Raw genomic sequence first — 26,390 nt, 5'->3', positions numbered from 1 at the left:
AACATGACCGACCTGTTCGCGCTCAACGGCAGGAACGCGATCGTCACCGGCGGCGCGCAGGGCATCGGCGAGGCCATCGTGCTCGGTCTCCGCGACGCCGGTGCCCGCGTGTTCATCTGCGACGTCAACCCCGACACCGGCAGGGCGTCGGCCGAACGCCACGGCGTCGAGTTCGTGACCGCGGACGTCACCGATCCCGACAGCGTGGACGCCGCGTTCGAGCACGTGGTGAGCGCGGGCGGTTCCGTCGACGTCGCGGTGAACAACGCCGGCATCGTGCACAACCACCCCAGCGAAGACCTCGATCCCGCGGACTGGCGCCGCGTGATGTCGGTGAACCTCGACGGCGTGTTCTACAGCTGCCGAGCCGCGGGCAAGCGGATGCTCGCGCAGGGGTCCGGGAGCATCATCAACACCGGCAGCATGAGCGGCCACATCTCCAACCGCCCGCAGCCCCAGTCCGCTTACAACGCGGCGAAGGCGGGCGTCATCCACCTCACCAAGTCCCTGGCCGGGGAGTGGGCCGCTCGCGGTGTGCGGGTCAACTCCGTCTCCCCCGGCTACGTCGGCACCGAGCTGACCAAACGCGGCCTGAGCAACGAGGAGTGGCGCCGGTCCTGGATCGACGGCACGCCGATGAACCGCGTCGCCGAACCCGGCGAGATCGCCCCGGCCGTGGTCTTCCTCGCCTCCGACGCCAGCAGCTACTGCACCGGCACGGACCTCGTCGTGGACGGCGGCTACACCGTCTGGTGACCGGCCGTCCCCTCCCCGATGCCGGATTCGGGGAGGGGACGCGGTTTTCAGGACTCTTCGGTCAGGAACGCCAGCAGGTCGGCGTTGATGGTCTCCGCGTGCGTGGTGGGCATGCCGTGCGGGAGGCCCTGGTAGGTCTTCAGGGTCGCGTTCTTCAGCAGCTTCGCCGACAGGGGCCCGGAGTTCTCGTACGGCACGATCTGGTCGTCCTCGGTGTGCATCACCAGCACCGGCACGGTGATCTTGGTCAGATCATCGGTGAAATCGGTTTGGGAGAAGGCGACGATGCCGTCGTGGTGCGCCTTCGCCGCCCCCATCATGCCCTGACGCCACCAGTTCTGGATGAGCGCTTCCACCGGTTCCACGCCCGGCCGGTTGAAGCCGTAGAAGGGTCCCGACGGCAGATCGCGGTAGAACTGCGAGCGGTTGGCCGCCAGCTGCGCCTGCAAGTCGTCGAACACCTGCCGGGGAAGACCGCCGGGGTTGGCGTCGGTCGCGACCATCAGCGGCGGAACCGCGTTGATGATGGCCGCTGTGGACACCCGGGCCTCGCCGTGCCTGGCCAGGTACCGGATCACTTCACCGCCACCGGTCGAGTGGCCCACGTGAACCGCGTCCTTCAGGTCGAGGTGGGCTGTCACCGCGGCGAGATCGTCGGCGTAGTGGTCCATGTCGTGGCCTTCACCGGTCTGGCTGGAGCGCCCGTGCCCGCGCCGGTCGTGGGCGATGACCCGGTAGCCGCGCTCCAGGAAGAACAACATCTGGGCGTCCCAGTCGTCGGCCGAGAGCGGCCAGCCGTGGCTGAACACGATCGGGGTGCCCGAGCCCCAGTCCTTGTAGAAGATCTCCGTGCCGTCGGTGGTGGTGATGGTGCCCATGCAGTTCCTTCCTCGGGTCTGGAGCGACGCGGTGCAGCCGCGTGTCCGGGTGGACTCAACACCGCCCGATGCTCCGCACGCCCCGGCCGCCCCTCCAGGGCCTTAAGTCACTTCGCGCCCGGCACCCACCGTGCCAGGCATGTTTCGAGCCTGCGGCCGGACGGGTAGGTGGGGCGGGTGGCCGCACCGCTGTCCGACGAGTTCGCGCCTCTCGACCGCGCGTGGCTCAACACGGCTCACCAAGGACCCATGCCGCTGGTCGCGGCAGCGGCGGCGCGCGAGGCGATCGAGGCCAAGCTCGACCCGCGCCGGATGTCGGACGAGGCGTTCTTCCAGGTGCCGGCCGCGCTGCGCCGCTCGCTCGGCGAGCTGGTGGGTGCCGGTGGCGACGAGATCGTGCTCGGCAACAGCACCAGCTACGGCCTGAACCTGCTCGCGCACGGCCTGCCCCTGCGCGACGGCGACGAAGTGCTGCTGGTCGAAGGCGATTTCCCGGCCACGATCTACCCGTGGCTGCCCTTGCGGCGCCGAGGGGTGCGCCTGCGCACCGTTCCGGCGCCGTCCGGCGCTCTCGAACCGGAGGACCTGGACGCAGCGCTGACCGACCGCACCCGCGTCGTGTGCACGAGTTGGGTGTTCTCGTTCAGCGGTCATGCCGCGGAGGTGACCGCCCTGGTCGACGTGTGCCGTCAACGGGAGGACGTCACCTTCGTGCTCAACGGTTCCCAGGCGGTCGGCGCCCGCGCCGCCGACGTCTACGACCTGGGCGTCGATGCGCTGGTGAGCTGCGGTTCCAAGTGGCTGTGCGGCCCGTACGCGACGGGTTTCGGCTGGCTGCACCCCGCGCTCGTGCGGCGGCTGGACTACGAGCAGGGGTACTGGCTCGCCCAGGTCGACGAGATCGCGAACCCGCCCGGGCGCTACGCCCTGCGCCAAGACCTGGGCGCCGCCGCCTACGACGTCTTCGGCACCGCGAACCTCTCGGTCTTCCCCGCCTGGCACCGCGCCGTGTCCTTGCTGCTGGAGCACGGGATCCACGAGGTCGAGCGGCACGACCAGGCGCTGATCGACCAGCTCGTCACCGGTCTGCCTGCCGGGTGGACCCTGCGCAGCCCCGAAACCGGTTCGCGCCGTTCCACTCTCGTCTTCGTCGAGCCGGAACCACCGGACACCGTGGCGCGAGCGCTCCGCCGCCTGGACGGCGCCGGCGTCGACGCGGCCGAACGCGCGGGCAGGCTCCGCCTCTCACCGCACGTCCACAACACGCCCGCTGACATCGAGCGCGCCCTCGCAGCGCTGTCCGCCTGAGCGCCCACCCCGCGCGATCCCGGGGTGGGCGCCGGCGGCACCGGATCAGGCGAGGTGGGCGAGGATGGCTTCGACGATCTCGTCGGTCTTGGCGGTTCCGCCGACGTCGGGGGTGAGCAGTCCCGAGGCGGTGGTGGCCTCGATGGCCTCGCGGACGCGCGCGGCCTCGTCGGCCAGGCCGAAGTGCTCCAGCATGAGCGCGGCGCTGCCGATCGCGCCGATCGGGTTGGCCAGGCCCTGACCTGCGATGTCGGGAGCGGAACCGTGGACGGGCTCGAACATCGACGGGAACCGGCGGTCGGGGTTGAGGTTGGCGCTGGCGGCGAGCCCGAGGCTACCGGCCAGGGCCGAACCGAGGTCGGAGAGGATGTCGGCGTTGAGGTTGGACGCCACCACCACCGACAGGTCCTCGGGGTGCAGGACGAACTTCGCCGACATCGCGTCGACCAGCACGCTCTCGGTCTCCACGTCCGGGTAGTCGGCGGCCACGCGCTCGAAGACCTCGTCCCAGAGCACCATGCCGTACTGCTGGGCGTTGCTCTTGGTCACCGACGACACCCTCTTGCGCTCGCGCCCGCGCGCGAGGTCGAAGGCGAACCGCATGATGCGCTCGCAGCCCTTCTCGGTGAACAGCGCGGTCTGCAACGCCACCTCGTTGCCGGGTCCGCGACCGGCGAGGTTGCGCCCCCCGAGCCCGGCGTACTCGCCTTCGCTGTTCTCCCGGACCACCACCCAGTCCAGCGGGGTGTCGTCGGCCTTGCGCAGCGGCGAGGTGATGCCGGGGTGGAAGTGCACCGGCCGGACGTTGGCCCACTGGTCGAAGCTCTGGCAGATCCGCAGCCGCAGGCCCCACAGGCTGATGTGGTCGGGCACCGACGGCCAGCCGACGGCACCGAAGTACAGCGCGTCGAAGTCCTGCAGCGCTTCCAAGCCGTCGTCGTCCATCATGCGACCGGTCTTCTCGTAATACCCGCAGCCCCACGGGAACTCGGTCCAGTCGAAGGCGAAGCGGCCACCGGACCCCGCGGCCAGCGCGTCCAGCACGGCGCGGCCGGCGGCGACCACCTCGGTGCCCACACCGTCTGCGGGGATGGCGGCGATGGTGAACGTGCGCTGTGCTGACATCGGGTGACTCCCTGCTGCGTTTCGACTCGTGTTGTCACCGAGTGAAGACCGGCGGGCGACCGGACGTCCAACACGCGCTACCGATCCGGTTGATAGGTGCTGGCTATGTCGTCTGCTCCAGGTAGTCGACCGGCGCGTAGGAGCGGGCCACGGCCAGGAACGCCTGAGCGGCCGGTGTCAGCGGTGCGGACCGGCTGACCAGCGAGACGTGCAGCTGGGACGGCGGGTCGATGCGCGCGGCCCGGGCCCCGGCCCGGCGGGCCAGGGGTGCCCAGGCCGAGGGCAGCACGGCGAGCCCGACGCCCTGCAGCACCAGCGGCAGGATCGAGGTGCGGTGAGCGACCTCCGCCACGATCTCCAGGTCCTCGCCGGAGGCGAGCATCTCGTCGACGATGCGGCGCATCTGGCTGCCGGGCGGCGAGGCGATCAGCCGGGCGCCCGCCAGGGCCGCCCGCGGCACGGGGTCCTCCTCCGGGAAGCCCGCGTCGTCCGCGCCGACCACGACGAAGTTCTGCGATTCCAGCGGCAGCACGTCCACGCCCGGGGCCAGCACGCTGCCGGGAGCTCCGACCAAGCCGAGTTCGCAGGCACCGTCGCGGACCTTCTGCACCACCTCCTCCGGCGTGAAGGCGGCGTCCGCGCCGACGATCACGCCCGGGTGCTGCCGGGCGAACAGGCGGGTCAGCGTGCTGAGCGGCTCGATGCCGGGCGAGGGCATCGTGACCAGCTCCACGCGACCGCGCTGCACGCCCTTCAGCGAATCCATCGTGGCTCTGGCCGTGCGCAGGTCGCGCAGGACCTCGCGCGCCGGACCGATCAGCTCCTTGCCCGCATCGCTGAGCACCGCGCCGCGCCCGATCCGGTGGAACAGCCGGACTCCGAGCTCGCGTTCCAGACCGGCGACGGCCTGCGACAGCGACGGCTGCGCGATGTGCAGCTTCTGCGCCGCACGGCCGAAGCCGTCGTTGTCCACGATGGCCACGAAGTACTCGAGCTGACGTGCGTCCATCCGCACCTTCCTCGGGAGCCGGCGAACTCGGATCGGCCCAGCTTAATCGGCATGCACGCGGCTCACCGACATCGTGTTCAAGGTCCCGAGCTTCGTGATGAAAGCCGCCCCGCTCGGCGCTTTCGGCGCGATGGCCTACGCCATCGGCAAGTTCGGACTGTCCACGCTGTCCAGTCTCGGATCGCTGATCGCCCTGTTCTACATCACCTCGATCCTGTTCGTGGTGGTCGTCCTCGGTGGACTCCTCGCCGCCTACGTCCGGCTCAACCTCTTCCAGCTCTTCCGCTACCTCAAGGACGAGTTCTTCCTCGTGCTGGGCACTTCCACCGCCGAACCCGCCCTGCCCGGCCTGATGCGCAAGATGACCTTCATGGGCGCCGACCGCACCACCGTCGGCCTCGTCGTCCCGACCGGCTACAGCTTCAACCTCGACGGCGCCGCGATCTACCTGTCGCTGGCCACCCCCTACATCGCCCAGGCCACCAACACCCCGTTGAGCATCACCCAGCAACTCGGGCTGCTCGCCGTCATGCTGCTGACCTCCAAGGGCGCCGCAGGCGTCGCGGGCGGCGGGTTCGTCGCCCTGACCGCGACGCTGTCCACCGTCGGCACCGTTCCCGCCGCGGGCATCATGCTGATCTTCGGCATCGACAAGTTCATGTCCGAGTGCCGCGCCCTGGTCAACTTCTACGGCAACGCCGTGGCGACCCTGGTGATCGCCAAGTGGGACCGGAACCTCGACATCAACCGAGCCAGGCAGGTCCTCGCCGACCCCACCACCGCCGAACGCTCAACAGCACCCGAAGAACCCGACCCCACCACCGGCAGCACCGCCCTCACCCCGGGCGGCAGCCGGTGAGGGCAGTGCACTCGCCCGTTGGATCAGCAGGGATCGGGACCGTCGCTCACCGGGTGAGGACGGTCCCGATCCGGGTGGTCAGCTCGACGCCGCCACCGGTTCCTTCTCGGGGTCTTCGCCCTCGGCGGGGGCGATCACGAGCGAGCGATCGCCCCCTCCCTCGCCGAAGTCGGCTCGCAGCCACCTGACCAGCGACACCGCGACGATCGCCAGCACGAAGATCAGCGGGAACGCGGTGATGATGGACAAGGTCTGCAGGGCTTCGAGACCGCCGGTGTACATCAGCACGATCGACACCCCCGCCAGCACGATCGCCCAGAAGACGCGGTGCCACCTGGTCGGTTCCACGTCCTGCGGCAGGTCCTTGGACGCCACCGCGGCCATGGTGTAGGCCGAGGAGTCCAGCGTCGTGGCCAGGAAGACCACCATCAGCAGCAGGAAGGCCACCACCGCGAACGAGCCGAACGGCAGGTGCGCCAGGGTGGCGATGATGCCGGCCGTGTCGCCCTGGTTCTGCACGATGTCGGCCACCGGCACGATCTTGTTGAGCTCGAAGTACAGCGAGGTGTTGCCCAGCAGCATGAACGCCAGCCAGCACCCGGCGCTGCCGGCGAGGCACATCGCCCCGATCAGCCCGCGGACCGTGCGGCCCTTGGAGATCTTGGCGGTGAACAGGCCGACGAACGGTGCGTAGGCGATCCACCAGCCCCAGTAGAAGATGGTCCAGGTCTCCTCGAAACCGGATCCGCCCACCGGGTCGGTGTAGAAGCTCATCTCCACGAAGTTCTGCAGCAGGATGCCGAAGCTCTGGGTGAAGGTGTCGATCAGGAACACCGTCGGGCCCAGCACCAGGATGAACAGCCCGAGTCCGAGGGCCAGCCACACGTTGATGTCGGCGAGGCGCTTGAGCCCCTTCTGCATCCCGAGGAACACGCTCACGCCGAAAAGCGCCGTCCAGACCACGACGATCCCGATGTCCAGCGGCGTGCCCTTCTCCAACGGGGTCATCGAGGCGATGCCCTCGGACACCAGCGGGACCTCGAGTCCCAGCGACGTGCCCGCGGCTCCGATGAGGCCGAAGATGAACAGCACGTCGATCATCCGCCCGAGCCAGCCGTCGGCCCGGTCCCCGATGACTCCGCGGCACGCGTCGCTGAGCCGCAGGGTCCGCTGCTTGCGCACGTGGTAGACGTAGGCGAGCGCGAGCGCGGGTAAGCAGAACAGGCCCCACGCGGTGAATCCCCAGTGGAACAGCGGGTAGGTGGCGGCCCAGTCGGCCGCTTCGGTGCTGCGGGGCTGGATGCCCATCGGTGGCTCGACGTAGTAGTACGACCACTCGATGACGCCCCAGTAGATGATCCCACCGCCGATGCCCGAGGTGAAGATCATCGCCAGCCAGCTGTGGGTGGAGAACTCTGGTCTGTCGTCGCGACCGCCGAACTTCACCCGGCCGTAGCGGCTGAAGGCCAGCCACCCGAGGAAGCCCGCGACCGCGGCGGCGAACCAGAGATAGAGCCACCCGAACTTCCCGGTCAGCACACCGAGCGCGCTGTCGAGAGCCTGTTGACCACGTTCCGGGGCGACCATGACCGGGACGCAGATCGCGGCCACCAGCAGCACCGAGAACCAGAAGATCCGTCTGTCGATTCGAACTTTTCCGCCTGTCGCAGGGATGACGGAAGCACCTCCACATGTTCGTGGCCGACGACGGCCGGGCGGGTCGTGCCGCGCCGCGCCTCGTCGTCCGTGTCTCGCGGGCCGCCGGGAGCGAGCCGTGGCCGATGCGTGTGTTCCACGCCGGGCAGCAGGCGCTCTCCGAGCGGATGGGCGTTGCGATTCGACTGATGAGTCAGTTGCGCAACGGCGTAAACCTTGAGCCCTTTTGTCCGTCCCGTCAAGTGCCGGTCGCCGTAAGCGCATTTCAACTGGCATTTTTCGAGGCGCGCAACGCTGCGACCAGCTGCTCGCAGCTTTGCGACGAGCTCACGCGTTGCGATTGTCGCAATGCCTGTTAGTGTTCGGGGTCGTGGAGGACATGGAGTCGCCGTTGCGCGGCCGGGTGAAGGACGTGCTGCGCGCGCACCCGGGCAGCCAGCGCGCGTTCGCCGAGCAGATCGGGCTGGACGCCACCAAGCTGTCGAAGTCGCTGGCCGGCACGAGGCGCTTCACCCCCGCCGAGCTCACCCGCATCGCCGAGGTCGGCAACGTGACGGTGAACTGGCTGATCAACGGCAGCGACGAGGCCGACACGGTCGCCGCCGCCCCGCAGCGCTCAGCCGTCCTGGCCCGCACCACCGACGCGCGCGAGGCCGGGCGCCATCAGCAGATCCTCGACGCCGCCTGGCACCTGATCGCCGAGCACGGCTACCACGCGGTGCGGATCTCCGACGTCGCCAAGGCGTGCGGGGTCAGCGCGGCCACCATCCACTACCACTTCCCCGGCCGCGACGACCTGCTCACCGAAGCGCTGCGGCATTCGGTGCGGCAGGCGTTCGACCGGCAGGTCGCCGAACTGCACAGCATCGACGACGCGCACGAACGACTGCTGCGGCTGGTCGAGCTGCAGCTGCCCAAACCCGGCCTGCTGCGGCTGGAGTGGTCGATCTGGCTGCAGGTGTGGAACGAAAGCGCGCGCAACCCGGAGATGGGCGTGCTGCACTCGGATTCCTACACCCGCTGGCACGACACGATCGCCCGCACCATCCGGGAGGGCCAGCAGCAGGGCGTGTTCGTCAGCGACACCGACCCCGACGACCTCACGGTGCCGCTGACCGCGCTCATCGACGGCTTGGGCATCCAGGTGCTCACGTCCAGGCCCGGCCGCTCCGTCGAGCGGATGCGGCAGGTGCTGCACGACCACGTCGAGCGCGAGATCGTCCGGCACTAGGAGCTGGGTGCTGCTTCGCGTGGCGGTGCGGGTCGCGGAACCCGAGCGCCTCCGCGGACATGCGCCACCCCCGGTCCGCGAGCCGGCGGCCTGAGCACCGGGTGCTCAGGCCGCCGGTCTCATGCGGGCAGCGTGACGTGCTCCGGTGTGAGGTCGGTGATCCGGCTGACACCGAGCAGCTGCATGGTGCGGGTGATCTCGGAGCTCAGGATCTCCACCGCGCGGTCGACCCCGCGCTCGCCGCCGGCCATCAGGCCGTACAGGAAGGCCCGTCCGATCAGGCATCCGCTCGCACCGTTGGCGACGGCCGCGATGATGTCGGCACCGCTGAGGATGCCGGTGTCCAGCAGGATTTCGGCGCGGCCCTGGAGCTCGTCGACCACCCGCGGGAGCAGCTTCAACGGCGTGGGCGCGCGGTCCAGCTGGCGACCGCCGTGGTTGGACAGCACCACCGCGTCCGCACCGGCGGCGACGACGTCGCGGGCGTCGGTCGTGCTCTGCACGCCCTTGACCACGAGCTTGTGCGGCCAGAGCTCCCGCAGCCACTCCAGGTCGGCGAAGGTCACCGTGGGGTCGAACATGGTGTTGATCAGCTCGGCGACGGTGCCGTCCCAGGACGACAGCGAGGCGAACGACAGCGGTTCGGTGGTCAGCAGGTTGAAGCTCCACGCCGGGTGCAGCACGCCGTCGACGAAGGTGCGGGCGGACAGCGCGGGCGGGATCGTCAACCCGTTCCGCGCGTCCCGGTGCCGGGCGCCCGCGACCGGGGTGTCGACCGTGAGGATCAGCGTGTCGTACCCGCTCGCCAGCGCTCGGTTGACCAGGTCCTCGCTGGCTTCGCGGTCCTTCCAGAGGTAGAGCTGGAACCACTTCCGCGCGTTCGGCGCGGTGCTGGCCACGTCCTCGATCGACGTCGTGCCCATGGTCGACAGCGAGAACGGGATGCCGACCCGTTCGGCGACGCGGGACACCGCCCGCTCGCCCTCGTGCTGCATCATCCGCGTGAACCCGGTTGGGGCGAACGCGAACGGCAGCGCCGAGCGCGCGCCGAGGATCTCGGCGGACGGGTCCACCGCGGAGACGTCGCGGAGCACAGCGGGGTGGAACTCGACCTGCCGGAACGCCTGCCGCGCCCGCCGCAGGCTGATCTCCTCCTCGGCGGCCCCGTCGGTGTAGTCGAACGGCGCCTTCGGCGTGCGGCGACGCGCCAGCTGCCGGAGGTCGGCGATGGTGTGCGCCCGGGAGAGCCTGCGCCGGGTGCCGTCGAGCTCGACGGGACGTGGCCGCAGGAGGGGTTTCAGCTCTGACCAGCGGGGGATTTGCCGCTCGCTCACGGGTTTCCTCTCTTCGTCGATCGGTGGGTCGGGCGGTCCGCTACTGCGGCAGCATCCAGGCCAGCACGGTCGCCTGGAGGAAGACGAGCACGCAGAGCGCCAGCAGCAGTCCCAAGCTCCACTTCAGAGTGACCCGCAGCAGCGTCGCCTCCTGGTTGACCAGGCCGACCGCGCTCGCCGCGATGCTCAGGTTCTGCGGGCTGACCATCTTGCCCATCACACCGCCGGAGGTGTTGGCGGCCACCAGCAGGGCCGGGTCCACGCCCACCTTCTGCGCGGCCACCTGCTGCAACCCCGCGAACAGCGCGTTCGCGCTGGTGTCCGATCCCGTCACCGCGACGCCGATCCACCCCAGCACCGGGGACAGGAAGACGAACGCCGCGCCCGCGGCGGCCATGGCGGTGCCGATCGTGGTGGTCTGCCCGGACTGGTTCATGACGTAGGCGAGGGCGAGCACGCAGACGACCGCGAGCGCCGACCACCGCAGCGACTTCGCGGTGCCGACCAGGTCGGAGAAGGCGGCGCGCAACGGGATCCGGTAGGCGGCCACGACGCCGAATCCGCAGAGCAGGAGCAGGCTTCCGGGCGAGGACAGCCAGCTCAGGCTGAAAACCGTGGTGCTGGAGGGCTCCCCGGACGCGGTCAGCAGCTCGCCGTGCAGCCCGGGCCACGGGATCTTCACGGTCGTGGCGTCCAGGGCGTCGCCCAGCGGTTCCCACAGCTTGACCACCGAGAACACGACCACGACGAGGACGTAGGGCAGCAGGGCCATCGCCGTCCGGGCGGGGCTGAGCCGCTGCCGCTCGGACACGATCGTCCGCGTGGCGGCGGCAGCGCCGTCTCCGGGACCGTCGGCCGGCGTCGCGCGCCCGATGCGCTCGTGCGCCGCTTCGCCGCCGCGGGGCCGCCAGAAGCGGAGGAGCACCACCAGCGCGACGGCACCGACGAGGGAGGACACGATGTCGGTCAGCTGCACCGACATGTAGTTCGCGCAGACGAACTGGGCGAGGGCGAAACCGACGCCGGTCGCCGCCGCTGCCTGCCAGGTCTCCCGCAGGCCGCGACGTCCGTCGACGATGAGGACGAGCAGGAACGGCACGACCAGCGCCAGCACCGGGGTCTGCCGTCCGACGACGGCACCGATGTGCTCGTAGGGGATCCCGGTCAGCTCACCGGCGGTGATGATCGGGGTGGCCAGGGCGCCGAAGGCGACCGGCGCGGTGTTGGCGAGCAGCACGGTGACGGCGGCGCGCAGCGGTGGGAAGCCGATCGCGACCAGCATCATGCCGGTGATCGCCACGGGTGCGCCGAACCCGGCGAGGGCTTCGAGCAGTCCGCCGAAGCAGAAGGCGATGACCACGGCCTGGATCCGAGGATCGGGCGAGATCATGCCGAAGCACGTGCGCAGGTCCTCGAAGCGCCCGCTGGTCACCGTGAGCTGGTAGAGCCAGATCGCGGTGAAGACGATCCACATGATCGGCAGCAGGCCGAACGCGGCGCCCTGCCCGGCCGAGGACAACGCCATGCCGACAGGCATCCCGTAGGCGGCGACGGCGACGGCCAGCGCCGCCGCGAGCCCGGACAGAGCCGCCCAGTGGGCCTTCACGCGGAATGCGCCGAGCAGCACGAACACGGTGACGAGGGGCAGGGCGGCCAGCACGGCCGAGAGCACCAGGCTTCCGCCGATCGGCGCTAGATCCGGTTGGTACACAGGCGCGACACCTCTCTGAGTCAAGACCGCCAATGTCGACCTTTATGTGGTCGGACCATAAGGTGGCTGTACCCTAAGAGCCTCAGAACGGGATGTAAAGGTTTCGGGGGCACCGATGGCCGGGAGCGAGATCGACGACGATCCCCACGCGGGCGGATCGTGGCGCCCGGTGGCGCGCGCGCGGACCTACGAGCTCGTGATCGAACGGGTCGAAGAGCAGATCGTGACCGGCCAGCTGAAGGTGGGCGATCGGCTGCCCGCCGAGCGCGACCTGGCCCAGATGCTGGGCGTGAGCCGGGGCGCGGTCCGCGAGGCGTTCCGCGCGCTGGAGGCGCAGGGCGCGCTGCGCATGTCGGTCGGCACCGGACCCGACGCGGGGACGACCGTGGCCGCCACTCCCAGCAGCGCCCTGAACCGGCTGCTGCGCCTGCACGTCGCGCTGGCCAACTTCCCCATCCAGCACGTCGTGGACGCGCGGGTGATGTTGGAGCGCGAGAGCGCCCGGCACGCCGCCGAGCGCGCCACTCCGGCCGATCTGGAGGAGATGCGCGAGCTGCTCGAGGCCATGGACGATCCGGACTGCGACCGCGAGCGCTTCAACGAGCTGGACACCGATTTCCACGTCGCGATCGCCGAAGCGGGCGGTAACCGCCTCGTCGCCGACATGACGATCGCGATCCGCGAATCCATGCGCCGGCCGCTGCTGAACGCGTTCCGGGACCTGGGCGACGCGTGGTACCCGATTGCCGACGGGCTCAGGAACGATCACCGCTCGATCCACCAGGCGCTGGAAGCCGGCGACGGCGCCGCGGCGCAGGACCACGTCGAGAAGCACATCCGCGGCTTCTACCGGGACGGCTGGGGAGGCTACTTCTCCAGCTGACCCCGGCGGTCCGCTCGGTCAGTGCTGGTTGAGCCGGCGGTAGCGGGACGGGGTCGTGCCGGTGGCGGCGCGGAACTGGCGGTTGAAGTTCGACAGGTTGGTGAAGCCCACCCGGTAGCAGATCTCCGCGACGGGCAGCCGCGTGGTGCGCAGCAGGCGGGACGCCTCCGTGACGCGCATGCGGCTCACGGTGCGGCTGAAGCCGACGCCGGTGGCCTTGGAGAACAACCGGGAGAAGGCGTCGCGGCTCAGGGCCACCTCGTCGGCCACGTCCCGGAGCAGCAACCGGTCCGCGAGGTGGTCGGTGATGTAGCTCAGCGCCCGGTTGAACAGCTCGGTCTCCTCGACGTCCAGGCGGTAGGAACCGCCGTGGCTGTCGAGGTAGTGGCGGTCGGACTCGGGAGACTCGGCGAGCACGCTGAGCAGCTCGGTGACCGCGGCCAGGCGCCGCAGGCCGAAGGCGCCCTGGACGGCTTCCAGGGCCGCCGTGCCCTCCTCCGCCGACCGGCCGCCGAACTCGATGCCGCGCGCCGCGTCGTCCAGCAACGGACGCAGGGACTCCAGTTCCGGCAGGTTCTCGGCGGCGGCGAAGAACCGGTCCTGGTCGAGCTGCAGGACGGCGTCGCGGTTGCGCACCGGCTCGTCGTCGTCGAGGTGGGAGATCCAGTTGTGCGGGAGGAAGGACCCGATGAGGCACAGGTTTCCGGGCCCGAACGGACCCACGTAGTCACCGATCATCATCGTCCCGGAGGACTCGCGGACGAGGTGGACCTCCACCTCGGGGTGGTGGTGCCAGCGGGCCAGCGGGTGCGGCCAGTCGTGCTGGTGCCACCGCACGGAGCTCGACGGGTCCGGGACCACGAGTTCCCGCACCGGCGAGGCGGTTTCGCCCGTGCTGCTCCGCGCGGCGGCACCCACGGTCAGGCTCCCGCCACTCTGATCTGGATCTTGGTGTCGCCCGGTCGCGCCTCCGCCCCGCGCTCGAAGGCGGCGACGGCCTCTTCCACCGGGTAGGTCGCGCTGATCAAGTCGCCCAGATCTACCGACGGGGAAGCCGCCAGCTCGATGGCCCGCGGGTAGGCGTTGGCGTAGCGGAACACCGTCTCGATGCGCAGTTCCCGGGCTTGCGCGGCGGCGACGTCCAGCGGCACCGGATCCACGGGGATGCCCACCAGCACGACCGTCCCGCCCGGGGCGGGGGTCTCCCACAGCGAGCCGAAGGCGCGCGGGTTGCCGCTGGCCTCGAACACCACGTCCGCACCCCAGCCGTCGGTGGCCTCGCGCACCACGTCGGCCAGGTCCTGCCGGGTGGCGTCGACCGGGTGGATCGTCGGGTACGCCTCGATCTTGGCGAACTTCTCCGCAGCGACGTCCGAGATGTACACGCGGGACGCACCGCTGGCCGCGGCAGCGATGGCGGTGAGCACCCCGATCGTCCCGGCACCCGCGACGGCGACCACGTCACCGGGCGAGATCCCCGCCTTGGTCACCGCGTGGACGGTCACCGCGAAGGGCTCGATGAGCGCGCCCTCCTCTAGGGACAGCTGGTCGGGCAGCTTGTAGGTGAAGTCGGCCGGGTGCACGACCTCCGGCTGCAGGCAGCCGTCCACCGGCGGGGTGGCCCAGAACCGCACGTCGGGGTCGACGTTGTACATGCCCAGGCGCGAGGCGCGGGAACGCGGGTTCGGGATGCCCGGCTCCATGCACACCCGGTCGCCGACGGCCAGGTGCGTCACGCCCTCGCCGACCTCCAGGACGGTGCCGGAGGCCTCGTGGCCGAGCACCATCGGCGCTTCGACGACGTAGGGCCCGATCCTCCCGTGGGTGTAGTAGTGGACGTCGCTGCCGCAGATGCCGACGGTGTGCACGCCGATGCGCACTTCGCCGTGGCCGACCTGCTCCAGGCCGGGGACCGGGCGGATCTGGATCTCGTGCGGGCGTTCGAGGACGACGGCGTCCATCGTCTTCTCCTGCGGGGTGGGGGCGGTCGTGGGGTTCATCGTCGCAGGTCCTCTCAGGCGGCGTTGGCCAGGCGCTCGCGGCGCGGGAGCATCCGGCCGGTCTCGGTGGTGATGCCCGGCTGGGGTGGGTGGATGAAGAACGTGGTGATGGTGCCCAGCACCATCAGGCCCGCGAAGGCCCAGCACACGCCGATCGGGCCGATCACCGGCAGCAGCGCGGTGGCGATGCCCGGGCCCGCGAACGTGGTCAGCCCGGAGGCGAGGTTGTGGGCGGAGATCGCCGCTCCGCGGTGCTCCGGCGCGAGCGCCGGGAAGATCGCGCCCATGGGCACGAAGGCGGTGACCGACAGCGCGAAGAGCACGGCGGGGACGATCATCAGCGCGAAGCTCGCTCCGAACCACACCGGGAAGTAGGCGAAGGCCAGGGTCGCGATCGCCATGCCGCCGAAGCCGTACCAGCGCATCTGGCGCATCCAGCCGAAGCGGTCCCCGAGCCGGCCCCACATGATGTTGGAGGCGATGGTGATGGCGTTGGTGATCGCCCACAGGGTCATCCACTCGGGCAACGAGAACCACGCCTGGCCGCCGACGTCGTCGGTGGTCAGGTAGAGCGGCATCATCATCGGGAACGCGTAGAGCGTCAGGTTGCACAGCACCCGGATGACCACGGACAGCGCGATCTGCCGGTTCTCGACCAGGATCGTCACCCCGCGCAGCAGCTCGCGAGCGCGGCCCTCGCGGGCGAGCTCCCGCGAGCGGTCCGCCTCCGGCGGGGCACCGGGGACGAGGAAGGCGCACATGGCTGTTCCGGCCGCGACGAAGATCAGCGAGGCCCACAGCGTGGCGTACTCGCCGATCACGGGGACCAGCAGGCTCGGCACGTAGGCGCCCATGACGCCGATGCCCAGCGAGAACGAGGCCCAGAACCAGCCCATCGCCGAGGCCAGGCGGCTGGGGTGGACCGACTGGGCGATGAGCACGACGAACGAGTACATGAACAGCGGGTAGGCCACCCCGCGCAGGCTGTAGATCAGGATCGTGCCGACCACGCTCTGCAATCCCACCGTCAGGAAAAGGGCGTGCAGGACCATCCACAGGACGCCGCCGAGCACCATCAGGCGCCGGGCGCCGACGACTTCGGCCAGCACGCCGGTGGTCCACGCCGAGAAGGCGACCACCAGCCCGTACACGGTGAAGACGAGCCCGGCCTGGGTGGGTGAGAAGCCGCTCTCGACGAGGAAGCGGGACAAGAACGTGAGCTCGAAACCATCACCGGTCATGAACACGGCGAGGGCGAGGTAGCCGAACAGCAGGCGCCGCGGCATGCCGAACATGCGGGAGTCACTCCTTTGTGGACACCAATTGGGCAGCACCTGACGTGGGTGCGATCACACGTCAGAGGTGCCTGATGTCCACAAACTATGTCGGCGCGACGAACCGAACTAGACGGATAAACCGCCTGGCACTGATACTTTCGTGCGCCGCGCACCGCATCCGCCCCCGGCCCGGAGCACACATCGCGAGCATGCGGTGGGGATGGCTCCGATTCGGCGCGGACGGCCGGTCGTCAGCGGGCGGTGCCGAGCTCGTCGAGTTTCGGGAAGTACCAGCGCAAGACGCTCCGGAGCTTGTCGGCGCCCGGCCTGCCCCAGTCGCGCTGCAGCTCGGCGACCAGGGAGGTGGCGGTGACCGGTTGGGCGCCCGCGTTGGTCATGCGGACCATGGCCTGCTCGTGGGCGCTGCGGCTGATGCCGCCGATCGCGTCCTCCACCGGGTAGACGTCGTATCCCTCGCGGAGCAGGTCCAGCGTCGGGAACGCCACGCACACCTCGGTCCACAAGCCGGTCATGATGATCTTCTTCCGGCCGGTCGCCTCCACCGCGGCGCGGAAGTCCGCGTCCTCCCAGGAGTTCAGCGTGGTCCGGTCGACCTCCTCGGTGTCGGGCAAGGCGTCGCGCAGCTCTGCGATGGTGCCGGTGTTGACGCCGAGCTCGACGCCGACGGTGCTCAGCACCACCGGCAGCTCGTACGCCCGGGCCGCGCGGGCCACGGCGGTGATGTTGAGCATCATCTCGTCGTGCCCGATCGAGCGGACGGTGCCGACCTGCTCGGGCTGGTAGTCGATGAGCACCAGCGCGGCGTTGTCCGGCGTGAGCAGGTGGTCGTCAGCCCGCTTGGGAGTTACGCCTGCCATGTCGATCACCCCTGAGGTCGCTGCGGCGTGGGCGGTTCACCAGCCGGTCATGCGTCATCCACGATGCCCCGAGCCGCACCGTTGGGCTCGTCGGGAGCGCAGCTGATGAGCAGCTGGGCGGTGTGGGCGATGTGGTCGCGGAGCAGCTCCTGCGCACGATCGGCGTCGCGCGCGATGGCCGCTTCCAGGATCTCCCGATGCTCGGTGTCGAGATCGCGATCAGGTTCGCCGCCGAACGACACCGACCACTGCAGGTAGAGCTCGGCCTCCTGGCGCAACGACCGGGCGGTGTTCAGCAGCCGATGGTTGCCACAACCGGCCAGCAATGCGGTGTGGAACGCGGCGTGGGCCGCCGACCACTCGTCGCTGGGGCGGTCGGGATCGCCGAGGCCGTGGAACGGAGTCCGCGCCAGCGAGTGGTGCGCGGCCACCGCCTGCGACTCCCAGCGCATGTCGCCGTCGAGCACCGAGAGCCGCAGCACCAGCGACTCGACCTCGACCCGCGCTCGGGCCAGGTCCGCCAGGTCCTCGTGCGACAGCGGCGTGACGATGTAGCCCTGGTGCGCCCGGGTCGTCACCAGTCCGTCCGCGGCCAGCTTGGTGAGCGCCTCGCGGCACGCACCGACGCTGGCCCCGCACCGCTCGGACAGCTCCGGGAACTTCAACCGCTCCCCCGGCGTGAACCGCCCGCCCAGGATGTCGGCGCGAAGCCGCTGGTAGACGCCCTCGGTTCGCGTCGATCCACCGTTCTTGACCACATTCGGAACCTACCACGTTACGATTCTTCAGCAAACTTTCGAATCTTTGCCGTCAGTCGGTCCACCTCACGTAGAGGACCATCGCGAGGCTGTGGCTCTCGGTCCACAGCTCGACGCCCTTCATCGGGCCGTCGAGCCAGCGCGACTTGAGCTCCTCGGTGGCGCGCTCCGTGGTGACATCGATGATCTTCTTGATGCCGGCCTGCTCGTTGTCCCGATCTTCGGCGAGCAGTTCCTCGAAGTTGAGCTCGCCGTGGATGCGCTTGACCGTCTCGTACACGTCGAAGGTGTACTCCTCGGTGATCTCGACGTCGTAGCGCCGCGCCACGTCGGCGGTGTGGCCGGAGATGAACGCGTCGAAGTCGTAGGCCAGCAATCGGTCGAAGGCGCCGAGGTAGCGGTACATGTTCTCGGTGATGTCGAACGCGTGCAGCGGCACCCAGCCCGGACCGATCAGGTCGATGGCGACCATGACCTTCTCGTCCGGCAGGTAGACCACCACGTCGCCTTCGGCGGAGTGGAATCCCTCGCGGATCAGCTGGAACGTCCGGAAGCCCTTCCGGATCGTCTGATCGGTCTCGAAGGTCCAGGTGGGCACCGGGCGACGCGGGTCCTGCTTGGACTCGACGAACTCGGCCGTGCTCTTCTCGGCGATGATCTCCAAGTCACCGGAACCGACCAGGTGGGCGCCTCCGATGTGGTCCGAGTGCCCGTGGGAGTAGACCAAGGTGGTGATCGGCTCGTCGGTGACGTCGGCGACCGCCGGCTCGATGAAGCGCACGAGCGGCTCGGGCGCGTCGACCAGCACGACGCCCTCGCCGGTGGTGAAGAACAGGGATTGGTAGTTGCCGTTGGTCAGCACGAACACGCCGGGAGCCACCTCACGCGTCAGGAAGCCTGCGGTGAGATCGGTGATGTGATCGGGCTGCACGTGGGTTCGCGCGAAGGTCGGCATGACGCGCCTTTCCAGGGTGTTCCGCGGGTGAAGTGGTTCGGTTCAATCCGTGCCGGACGTCGTGGTGAGCACCAGCTTTCGCTTGGCCGCTCCGGCGACGAGGCGTCGGTGAGCTTCCGCAGCTCCGGTCAGCGGAACCCGCTCCACCTCGACCTCGACCTCGCCCTGGGCGGCGCGGGCGGCGAGCTCCTCGAACGCGGCGGCGCGGTCTGCGGCGGTGAACAGGAAGTTCGAGTGCGGCAGGAACCGCACTCCCCTGTTCCGGAACGAGGGGGCGTTCAGCGTCGCGTCCGGACCACCGGAGTTGCCGATCTGAACGACCCGGGCGTTCCGCCGGGCCACCGCGAGGGACGGTCCGACGACCGGCCCCCACACGAGGTCGAGGATCAGGTCCACCCCGTCCGGAGCCTCCGCCTGGAGCCGTTCCGCGAGGCCGTCCACGTCCGTCGACGACACCGCCGCGTCGGCGCCCAGCGCCAGCGGCACTCGGCGGCTGCCGTCGTCGCGAACGACGCCGATCACCCGGCCGGCGCCCAACGCCCTGGCCAGCTGGACCGCCACGCGCCCGACCTGACCGTCGGCCCCGAGGATCAGCACGTCCTCCCCGCCGACCAAGCCACCGGTGGCGGTGAGCGAGAGATGCGCGGCCAGCCCGGAGACGCCGAGCGCAGCCGCCACGTCCGGATCGAGGCCCGCAGGCACAGCGGCCGACATCTCGGCCCCGGCCAGCGGCACCGACTCCGCGAAGGAGCCGAAAGGCGGCTCCGGGGCGAAGAAGTAGCGGTGACCGCCGTCCTGCAACCGGGCCACTCCTTCGAGGCCCGCCACGAACGGCGGCGTGAGGCGCCTGAAGGGAATCTGCCCGTTCACGACGGCCAGGTCGACGGGGTTCAAGGCAGCCGCGACGACGTCGGCGGCGCCCATTTCCGGAGCCGGGTCCGCGAACTCCTCGACGACCGGCTCGGACCCCAGTTCCCGGACCACGGCGGCTAGCACTGCCATCAGCTCCCCTCGGACTCCACTCTGATCGCGGACGGTCTCGGCGCCTTCATCGCGAGGTTCCGCGGAGGGTGAGCCGCTGGAGCCACGACGGGTGGCTCCAGCGGCTCACCGTTTCCACCTGCGGACGTTCACTCCGCCCCGCGGGCGGCCTTGTCCTGGTGGTATTCGATGCCGACGCCGAACACGCCCTGGTACTTCTTGGCGATCGCGATGACGTCGTTGTACTTGTCGGCGTTCGCCCAGTCGCGGTGCAGCTCGTACAGGTACTGTGCCGACGTCACCGGGACGCCACCGGCCTGCACCATCCTGTCGACGGAGGCGCGGTGCGCCGTCTCGGACACACCACCGCTCGCGTCCTCGACGAAGTACACCTCGAATCCGGCTTCGATGGCCGACAGGACCGGGAACGCCACGCACACCTCGGTCCACAGACCGGCGATCACGATCTTCTTCCGGCCCGTGCTCAACACCCAGTCGACCACCCGCGGGTCCTCCCAGGCGTTGACCGTCGTCCTCTCGACGCGGTTGCGCACGACGTCGTCGTCCAACTCCGCGGTGACCTTCTCGAACACCGGTCCGCTGAAGGACTCCGCGACCGTGGTCAGCAGGGTGGGCACCCCGAACAGCCGTGCCGACGCGGCCAGCTGCGCGGTGTTGTCGGCGACCTCCGCGATGGTCGTGCTCTGCACGGAGAAGGCCATCTGCGACTGGTGGTCGATGAGGATCAGCACCGAGTCATCCGGTGTCAACAGGCTGCTCGCCGGGCGAGCCAGCTCGTTCGCTTCCTTCGCCATCACCATCTCCAACCTCGGAGTAGTTCCATGTGCATGCATCAAAACATTGGGCCGTTCCCGGTTATTCCAAGGGGTTTCGTGACTGGCGACACGCATCGGGAAGTGGTGGGGTGAACTCCGCTTCAAGCGCCCTTCTGCAGGCCCGCCGGTACCCCCGGGACTCAGGAGGAGCGCTTGAGCCACGGGTAGCGGCCCGTGTCCTGATCCCCGTAGTCGGGATCGATGTAGATGTGCAGCCGGTGGATCTTGCCGTCCCTGATCTCGAAGACGTTGCAGAAGCGGCCGCCGAGCCCTTCCGTCGCGCGCCAGGGCGTCCCGTCCGCGAGCTCGCCGTGCGTGACGCCCTCGACCACCACGCGGTCGCCTTCGGTGATGTAGTTGAAGTAGGGGACCTCGTGGACGATCGAGCCGAACAGCTCGAAGACGTCCGCGAACAGCGCCCGGACCTCCTCGATCCCGCGTGCCGGAGCGTGTTTGGGGAAGTAGACGTAGGAGTCTTCGGCGAACAGCGGCAGGAAGTCCTGCCCGGCGTCCATCTTCTTGAAGTACGCCTCGGCGACCGCGGTGCGATCACCGGACGGGTCATCGTGATGGGTCATCTCGTCACACCTCGCAGCGTGGGAAATTCGAGTCAGCGCGTGAGCGCGTGAGCACGGCGACGGAGTCGGGGCTTTCGGCGGCACCGGCTTCCCGCGGCAGGGACAGGAGCTGGCGCACGACGTTCCGGAGGGTGCTGACGGGGTCGGCCACGAGATCGTGGCTGCGCCAGGCGATGTGCCGGTCCGGGCGCACCAGGACGCATCCGCGGTCCCCCACCTCGCGCAGGCGGGACCACTCACCGAAGAGGTCGTCGTACTCGCAGCCGTACCCGATGCGGTGGCCGACCAGCCCGATCGACATCTCGTCCGCCACGGCGCTCGCGGCGTCGATCCACGGCGCACCACCGATTCCGGCGATGAGCGCGAACCGTCCGCCACCAACGATGTCCACAGTGGAAGCCCTCTGGTTCCCGCGCTGCAACCACGCGTGCGGGATGGGTGATCCGGGATGAGTGCTGGGCTGGTGGTAGAGCTCGGGATCCTCGTGGCGCGGCGGGAGAGACGTGCCGTCGTCGACGATCGCGGTCGAGGTGTAGTGCTGGCCGAGCTCGACCCCGTGCGCGTTGAACTGGTAGTTCTGCAGCGCGACCGCTTCGGCGAGCGCCTCGCGGCGCTGCCGTCCGGTCGGCGTGTCCGACTGCAGTTCGTCGAGGCTGCGCCAACCGTCCTCCGCGCTCTGGCCGGGGGCGAACCCGAACGCCTGGGAGAGCGGACGCATGTCCTGGACGCTCTTCATCGCCCGGTCGACGACCTGGCGGCCCACCGGGTGCCGCTCGGCGTGGTAGGTGTCCAGCAGGTCCTCCCCCGCCTCACCGCGCAGCACGGCGGCGATCTTCCAGACGAGGTTGTAGGAGTCCTGCACCGACGTGTTCGTCCCCAGCCCGTTGGCCGGCGGGTGGCGGTGCGCGGCATCCCCGGCGAGGAAGACCCGGCCCTCCCGGTATTGCCTGCTGATCAGGTGGTTGATCTGCCACTGGCTGACCTGCTTGATGCGCACCGCGACGTCCCGGTCGCCGATGGTGGCGTGAGCGCGCTCGGTCACGGCCTCCTCGGAGAGGTCGGGCTCGCCGTCGGCCGGGTCGTACATGTAGAGCATGACCCACTCGGTCCAGGGCTTGACGCAGATGAACGTGCCCGATCCGACCCAGTAGTCGTTGCCCGGCTGGCAGATCCAGTACAGCGTTCCCGGACGATGCCGGGTGTAGCGGCTCAGGTCGGCTTCCAGCCACACGTTGACCGCGCACCCGAGACCTTCCTCGCCGTCGAACTCGAAGCCGAGCTGCTTGGCCGTCGTGCCGCCGCCGCCATCGGCCGCGATGGCGTACCGGGACCTGATCGTGTACTCGGCTCCGGTGCTCCGGCGGCGGACGAGGCCGGTCACGCCGTTCTCGTCCTGGGAGATCTCGACGAGCTCGGTGTCGAACCGGATCGCGGCGTCGCGCTCCCGAGCCGCTTCGAGGATCACCGGTTCCAGGACGTGCTGCGGGATGTTGCACATCGAACACGGGCTGGCGCGGTCGTAATCGGCTTTGCGATCGACACCGCTGCCCCACGTCATCAGACGCGCGAGCTCGCGCCCGGCGAAGCTGGTCGCCCAGACGTTGTTGCCCATGAGCTCGTTCGGGACGGCGAGTTCCTCGACCCGCTCCTCGATCCCGAGGTCCCGGAAGACCTCCATGGTGCGCTGGTTGGTGATGTGCGCGCGCGGCGAGTGCGCCGTGCCCGCGTGCTTCGAGATGGTGATGGCGTTGATCCCGTGCTCGGCCAGCAGTGCCGAGGCGGTGAGCCCGGCCGGGCCGGCACCGATGACGAGCACGTCGGCGTCGAATTCGGCGGTGTTCATCGGGGACATGGGACAGACCTCCGGTGGTGCTTCGGCGGAAGCGTGTGGCGGGGTGGCGGCGGCTCGTCAGCCGGCTTGGTGAGCACCGGTCATCAGTGCGGCCAGGTCCTCCGGGTGGAGGAAGGACGGCGGAGGCGGAGGCCCCCAGTTGAACAACCCTCTGGCACCTTCCAGCGTCTCCGGGGTCCACAACTGGTCGTCGACGATGCAGTCCATGTCCGAGTAGTACTCGGAGAAGTTGCCGGCCGGGTCCTTGAGGTACCAGAAGAAGTTCGAGCCGGCGTGGTGACGACCCAGCCCCCACACGTGCCGGTCGGGGTTGTCCTCCAGCATCGCCTGCGCCCCGCGGCCGACCTCGTCCACGTCGTCGACCTGCCAGGACGTGTGGTGCAGGAAGTTCACCGGTGCCGCCATCACGAGCACGTTGTGGTGGTCGGTCGAACACCGCAGGAAGGCGCCGTGATCCTTGATGTAGTCGCTGACCTTGAACCCGAGGCCCTCGACGAACAGCCGCATGGTCGTTTCGTGGTCGGTGGTGCCCACGACCACGTGGCCGAGCTTGCGCGGTGCGACGCCGCCTTCGCGCAGCACGCCCGGCGCGCGTCCGGAGCGTTCGATGCGCCCGGGACCGTTGTACGGTGTGGGCGGTAGTTCCTCCTGGGCGATTCGGGCTGCGATGCGCGCGGTGATCTCGAATCCCGCCACGGGTTCGCGCGCGGTGACGGAGTTCTCGCCCCGCAGGACCGCGATTCCGAGTCGCTCGACTCCCCTGGCTATCCGGTCCAGGTCGTCGTGGTCGTCCACCCCGATGCTCAGTTCGAGCAAGCGGCGCGTGGGAGCTTCGACGATCTTCAGCTGGGCTCCGCCGTCGCGGGTGTGGAACCAGCCCTCCGCACCCCGGGTCAGTCCGAAATCATCGTAGTAGGAACGGGTTTGGGCGACGTTGGGCACGCCGACCGTGAGTGAGTTCAGCCTGTGCAATGGCATCGTTGCCACGCTCCTCTCGGCTAGGCACCGGCCTTCGCCGGGTTGGGGACCATCCGCTGCCGCATCTCACCGATTCCGGTGATGTAGCTGACCAGCTCATCGCCTGCGGACAGGAATCGCTGCGGAGTCCGCCCGAGGCCCACGCCCGAGGGCGTACCGGTGAAGATCACGTCGCCGGGCAGCAGCGGCGTCACCGCCGACAGGCGCGCGATCAGGGCGGGAACCGGGAAGACCATGGCGGAGGTGCGGCCCTTCTGCACCTGCTCACCGTTGATCGAGCACCCCAGTTCGAGGTCGTCCTTGTCGGGGAACTCGTCCGGCGTCACCAGCACCGGGCCGATCGGCCCGAACCCGCGGTGCGACTTGCCCAGGCTGAACTGCGGAGCGGGACCGGACAGCTGCAGGCGTCGCTCGGAGAGGTCCTGCCCAACGGTCAAGCCCGCGACGTGCGACCACGCCTGCTCCTCGGCGACGTTGTCGGCGTACCGGCCGATGACGGCGACGAGCTCCACCTCCCAGTCGACGTCCCCCTCGGGCAGGACGACGTCGCCGTTGGGACCGGTCAGCGACGAGGCGAACTTCGTGAACACGGTCGGGCTGTCGGGCACGTCGAGCTTCGACTCGGCGGCGTGCTCGACGTAGTTCAGGCCGATCGCGAACACCTGGCGCGGCTGCGGCGCGGGATTGCCGAGCCGAGCTGGTTCCACCGGCTCGCCCGGCAGCGCTGCGAGGTCGAGCGAACCGGCCCACTCGACCAGCTCGTCCCACCGCTGGAAGGCGTCAGCCACGTCGGGGTCGAACAGACCGGCGCTGGCCGTGTGCACGTCCACCATCGTGTCAGCGCCCTTGACCAGGCTCAATCGTCCATCCACGTTAGCCAGCCGCATGGCCGACCTCCTCGTTCTCGTTGCACGTGCATCGTTCTCCTCAACTGTGTACCCGGCCACATTCGAACCGTCAACAGACTTTCGAAAGTTGGTCTCCCGAGGGCTCACCGCGCACCCAGGTCCCAGGTCAAGCCGGTGGGGGCGACCCGGCGGCCGGTGGAGCCACTCGGATGCGCAGGCCACGGCCTCTGGATGCATGCAGTTGCATCTAGTACCCTGTGGCGATGAGCGAGGCGCCCGAGCAGGAAGCATCCACGCGCTACAAGGTGGCCGTGTGGCGCTCGTTGATGGAGGTCCACCAGTCGGTGCTCCAGGAGATCGAGCGGGACCTCGCGAGTGCGCACGCCCTGTCGAGCACCGAGTTCGACACGCTGATCAACATCCCGCCTCAGGGCATCCGGTTCAACGACCTCAGGGAGCAGGTCATCCTGAGCCAGAGCGCCCTGAGCCGCCTCGTCACGCGCCTGGAGCAGCGCGGCCTGGTCCAGCGCACCAGCTCGGTGAACGACCTGCGCGGCGTGGAGGTCGAGCTGACCGCGGAGGGCAAGAACCTCCGCCGCAAGGCCGCGCGCACCAACGCCGCAGCGGCCAAGCGCGCGTTCGCCGACCACCTGACCAAGGCCGAACTCGACACGCTCTACGACATCTTCTCCCGCCTGGAGAAGGTGGCGAAGGACTCCTGACGCCTGGTCAGCCCGCACCACGGCGCTTCTGATCGTCAGCGGACTCCAGCGGCTCCGCACTCCTGGCCACGAGCGCCGGAATAAACTGCCGCTCCTCGCGGTTTGCTTGCATGCGCATCGAACGTCCCGGCATCGGGACGGCCGCGCGAACCCGCGCGGGAGGAGCTGAGGAGGTGGCGAGGTGACGCAGGGAAAGTTCGACTTCACCGGCCGGGCGGTTCTGATCACGGGCGGATCCACCGGGATCGGCCGCGCGACGGCTCTCGCCTTCGGGCAGGCGGGCGCCTCCGTCGCGATCGGCAGCCGCGACGAGGAGGCGGGCCACGAGCTCGCACGGGAGATCGAGCAGGCAGGCGGCGCGGCGTTCCACCTGCGGACCGACGTGGCGAAGGACGAGGAGGTGGCTCGCCTCGTCGAGAAGACGGTGTCCAGGTTCGGCGGGCTCGACGCCGCTTTCAACAACGCCGGGACCTTGCCGCCCACCGGCGCGCTCGCCGACCAGACCGACGAGGACTGGGAGCGCACGATCGCCGTGGACCTCTCCGGCGTCTTCTACTCGATGCGGCACGAGATCCGCGCCATGCTCGCCGGCGGTGGCGGTTCGATCATCAACACCTCGTCGGTGGCCGGTCTCATCGCGGATCCGGGGATGTCGCCCTACGTGGCCGCCAAGCACGGCGTCGTCGGGCTCACCAAGGCCGCGGCGCTCGACTACGCGACGCAGGGCATCCGCGTCAACGCCATCGCCCCGGGACTCGTGCGCACCGGGATGATCGAGGGCTGGATGAACGATCCGGAGATGCGAACCACGGTGATGGGATACTCGCCGCAGCAGCGCGTCTCCGAACCCGAGGAGATCGCCGGTCTGGTGCTCTTCCTCGCCTCCGACCTGTCGCCGTTCATCAACGGAGCGGTCTACCCGATCGACGGAGGCCAAACCGCGCACTGACCCGAGCACGCGGGACGAACCGGCTCCA

At 69.5% G+C, this 26,390-nt stretch carries 25 protein-coding genes and 1 pseudogene; 8 read left to right on the top strand and 18 right to left on the bottom strand.

The window, feature by feature from the left end; translation table 11 throughout:
* Positions 1 to 3: 3 nt before the first annotated feature.
* Positions 4 to 756, top strand: a complete 753-nt coding sequence (locus tag E1202_RS11390; RefSeq protein WP_132682790.1) for an SDR family NAD(P)-dependent oxidoreductase — start codon at positions 4 to 6, stop codon at positions 754 to 756.
* A gap of 47 nt (positions 757 to 803) precedes the next feature.
* Here E1202_RS11390 and E1202_RS11385 read toward each other — a convergent pair whose 3' ends face one another.
* Complete coding sequence (locus E1202_RS11385) at positions 804 to 1,634, bottom strand: alpha/beta fold hydrolase (protein ID WP_132682789.1); 831 nt, start codon at positions 1,632 to 1,634, stop codon at positions 804 to 806.
* A gap of 177 nt (positions 1,635 to 1,811) precedes the next feature.
* On the opposite strand from E1202_RS11385, the gene E1202_RS11380 reads away from it, so the two are divergent.
* Positions 1,812 to 2,942, top strand: coding sequence for an aminotransferase class V-fold PLP-dependent enzyme (locus tag E1202_RS11380; protein WP_132682787.1), 1,131 nt, complete (start codon positions 1,812 to 1,814; stop codon positions 2,940 to 2,942).
* Positions 2,943 to 2,987: 45 nt separating this feature from the next.
* On the opposite strand, the gene E1202_RS11375 is transcribed toward E1202_RS11380, so the two are convergent.
* Positions 2,988 to 4,067 carry a tartrate dehydrogenase gene (locus E1202_RS11375; RefSeq protein WP_132682786.1) on the bottom strand — a complete coding sequence of 360 codons (1,080 nt, stop codon included), beginning with the start codon at positions 4,065 to 4,067 and terminating at the stop codon, positions 2,988 to 2,990.
* Between the two features lie 103 nt (positions 4,068 to 4,170).
* The gene (locus E1202_RS11370) at positions 4,171 to 5,076 is read right to left on the bottom strand and encodes a LysR family transcriptional regulator (RefSeq protein WP_132682784.1); all 906 of its coding nucleotides are present in this window, start codon (positions 5,074 to 5,076) and stop codon (positions 4,171 to 4,173) included.
* A 64-nt stretch (positions 5,077 to 5,140) separates the two neighbouring features.
* Here E1202_RS11370 and E1202_RS11365 point away from each other — a divergent pair.
* Positions 5,141 to 5,935 (top strand): annotated as a pseudogene (locus E1202_RS11365) (cation:dicarboxylate symporter family transporter); the annotation flags it as partial.
* 78 nt (positions 5,936 to 6,013) lie between these two features.
* Here E1202_RS11365 and E1202_RS11360 read toward each other — a convergent pair.
* A complete protein-coding gene (locus E1202_RS11360) occupies positions 6,014 to 7,570 on the bottom strand; it encodes a BCCT family transporter (RefSeq protein ID WP_268952316.1) in 1,557 nt (518 codons plus the stop codon).
* Between the two features lie 56 nt (positions 7,571 to 7,626).
* Between E1202_RS11360 and E1202_RS31770 the strand changes: the two genes are divergently transcribed.
* Together E1202_RS31770 and E1202_RS11355 are read left to right on the top strand one after the other, a co-directional pair.
* On the top strand, positions 7,627 to 7,950 hold the full coding sequence (locus tag E1202_RS31770; protein ID WP_207918560.1) for a hypothetical protein: 324 nt from the start codon (positions 7,627 to 7,629) through the stop codon (positions 7,948 to 7,950).
* 20 nt (positions 7,951 to 7,970) lie between these two features.
* A complete protein-coding gene (locus E1202_RS11355; RefSeq protein WP_132682860.1) occupies positions 7,971 to 8,822 on the top strand; it encodes a TetR/AcrR family transcriptional regulator in 852 nt (283 codons plus the stop codon).
* Positions 8,823 to 8,941: 119 nt separating this feature from the next.
* Here the strand turns inward: E1202_RS11355 and E1202_RS11350 are convergent, their stop codons facing one another.
* Together E1202_RS11350 and E1202_RS11345 are read right to left on the bottom strand one after the other, a co-directional pair.
* Positions 8,942 to 10,156 (bottom strand): alpha-hydroxy acid oxidase, encoded by a 1,215-nt coding sequence (locus E1202_RS11350; RefSeq protein WP_132682781.1) that lies wholly within the window; start codon positions 10,154 to 10,156, stop codon positions 8,942 to 8,944.
* Between the two features lie 40 nt (positions 10,157 to 10,196).
* Complete coding sequence (locus E1202_RS11345; RefSeq protein ID WP_132682779.1) at positions 10,197 to 11,867, bottom strand: L-lactate permease; 1,671 nt, start codon at positions 11,865 to 11,867, stop codon at positions 10,197 to 10,199.
* Positions 11,868 to 11,982: 115 nt separating this feature from the next.
* On the opposite strand from E1202_RS11345, the gene E1202_RS11340 reads away from it, so the two are divergent.
* Complete coding sequence (locus E1202_RS11340; RefSeq protein WP_132682777.1) at positions 11,983 to 12,750, top strand: FadR/GntR family transcriptional regulator; 768 nt, start codon at positions 11,983 to 11,985, stop codon at positions 12,748 to 12,750.
* Positions 12,751 to 12,768: 18 nt separating this feature from the next.
* On the opposite strand, the gene E1202_RS11335 is transcribed toward E1202_RS11340, so the two are convergent.
* The 12 genes from E1202_RS11335 to E1202_RS11280 form a co-directional block, all read right to left on the bottom strand.
* Entirely contained in the window at positions 12,769 to 13,668 is a 900-nt protein-coding gene (locus E1202_RS11335; RefSeq protein WP_132682776.1) for a helix-turn-helix domain-containing protein, read from the bottom strand.
* 2 nt (positions 13,669 to 13,670) lie between these two features.
* Entirely contained in the window at positions 13,671 to 14,750 is a 1,080-nt protein-coding gene (locus tag E1202_RS11330) for an NAD(P)-dependent alcohol dehydrogenase (RefSeq protein ID WP_207918559.1), read from the bottom strand.
* Positions 14,751 to 14,764: 14 nt separating this feature from the next.
* Positions 14,765 to 16,045 carry an MFS transporter gene (locus E1202_RS11325; protein ID WP_132682774.1) on the bottom strand — a complete coding sequence of 427 codons (1,281 nt, stop codon included), beginning with the start codon at positions 16,043 to 16,045 and terminating at the stop codon, positions 14,765 to 14,767.
* A 233-nt stretch (positions 16,046 to 16,278) separates the two neighbouring features.
* On the bottom strand, positions 16,279 to 16,905 hold the full coding sequence (locus E1202_RS11320) for a hydrolase (RefSeq protein ID WP_132682772.1): 627 nt from the start codon (positions 16,903 to 16,905) through the stop codon (positions 16,279 to 16,281).
* A 47-nt stretch (positions 16,906 to 16,952) separates the two neighbouring features.
* Entirely contained in the window at positions 16,953 to 17,663 is a 711-nt protein-coding gene (locus tag E1202_RS11315; protein ID WP_132682771.1) for a GntR family transcriptional regulator, read from the bottom strand.
* A 52-nt stretch (positions 17,664 to 17,715) separates the two neighbouring features.
* The gene (locus E1202_RS11310; protein ID WP_132682769.1) at positions 17,716 to 18,618 is read right to left on the bottom strand and encodes an MBL fold metallo-hydrolase; all 903 of its coding nucleotides are present in this window, start codon (positions 18,616 to 18,618) and stop codon (positions 17,716 to 17,718) included.
* 42 nt (positions 18,619 to 18,660) lie between these two features.
* The gene (locus tag E1202_RS11305; RefSeq protein ID WP_132682768.1) at positions 18,661 to 19,620 is read right to left on the bottom strand and encodes a quinone oxidoreductase family protein; all 960 of its coding nucleotides are present in this window, start codon (positions 19,618 to 19,620) and stop codon (positions 18,661 to 18,663) included.
* Positions 19,621 to 19,748: 128 nt separating this feature from the next.
* Complete coding sequence (locus E1202_RS11300) at positions 19,749 to 20,414, bottom strand: hydrolase (protein ID WP_132682766.1); 666 nt, start codon at positions 20,412 to 20,414, stop codon at positions 19,749 to 19,751.
* A 161-nt stretch (positions 20,415 to 20,575) separates the two neighbouring features.
* Positions 20,576 to 21,013 carry a nuclear transport factor 2 family protein gene (locus E1202_RS11295; RefSeq protein ID WP_132682765.1) on the bottom strand — a complete coding sequence of 146 codons (438 nt, stop codon included), beginning with the start codon at positions 21,011 to 21,013 and terminating at the stop codon, positions 20,576 to 20,578.
* Between the two features lie 4 nt (positions 21,014 to 21,017).
* Complete coding sequence (locus tag E1202_RS11290) at positions 21,018 to 22,856, bottom strand: FAD-dependent oxidoreductase (RefSeq protein ID WP_132682763.1); 1,839 nt, start codon at positions 22,854 to 22,856, stop codon at positions 21,018 to 21,020.
* A 66-nt stretch (positions 22,857 to 22,922) separates the two neighbouring features.
* On the bottom strand, positions 22,923 to 23,843 hold the full coding sequence (locus tag E1202_RS11285) for a VOC family protein (protein ID WP_132682761.1): 921 nt from the start codon (positions 23,841 to 23,843) through the stop codon (positions 22,923 to 22,925).
* Positions 23,844 to 23,863: 20 nt separating this feature from the next.
* Positions 23,864 to 24,730: a fumarylacetoacetate hydrolase family protein gene (locus E1202_RS11280; protein WP_132682760.1), complete on the bottom strand. Its 867-nt coding sequence runs from the start codon at positions 24,728 to 24,730 to the stop codon at positions 23,864 to 23,866.
* 224 nt (positions 24,731 to 24,954) lie between these two features.
* Between E1202_RS11280 and E1202_RS11275 the strand changes: the two genes are divergently transcribed.
* Positions 24,955 to 25,413 (top strand): MarR family winged helix-turn-helix transcriptional regulator, encoded by a 459-nt coding sequence (locus E1202_RS11275; protein ID WP_207918558.1) that lies wholly within the window; start codon positions 24,955 to 24,957, stop codon positions 25,411 to 25,413.
* A gap of 181 nt (positions 25,414 to 25,594) precedes the next feature.
* Positions 25,595 to 26,362, top strand: coding sequence for an SDR family NAD(P)-dependent oxidoreductase (locus tag E1202_RS11270; protein WP_132682758.1), 768 nt, complete (start codon positions 25,595 to 25,597; stop codon positions 26,360 to 26,362).
* Positions 26,363 to 26,390 lie beyond the last annotated feature (28 nt).

This window comes from Saccharopolyspora karakumensis (genome assembly GCF_004349225.1).
Lineage (GTDB): Bacteria > Actinomycetota > Actinomycetes > Mycobacteriales > Pseudonocardiaceae > Saccharopolyspora > Saccharopolyspora endophytica.
Note: the sequence above shows the minus strand (reverse complement) of the source record. Positions and strands in the feature narration are given on the sequence as shown.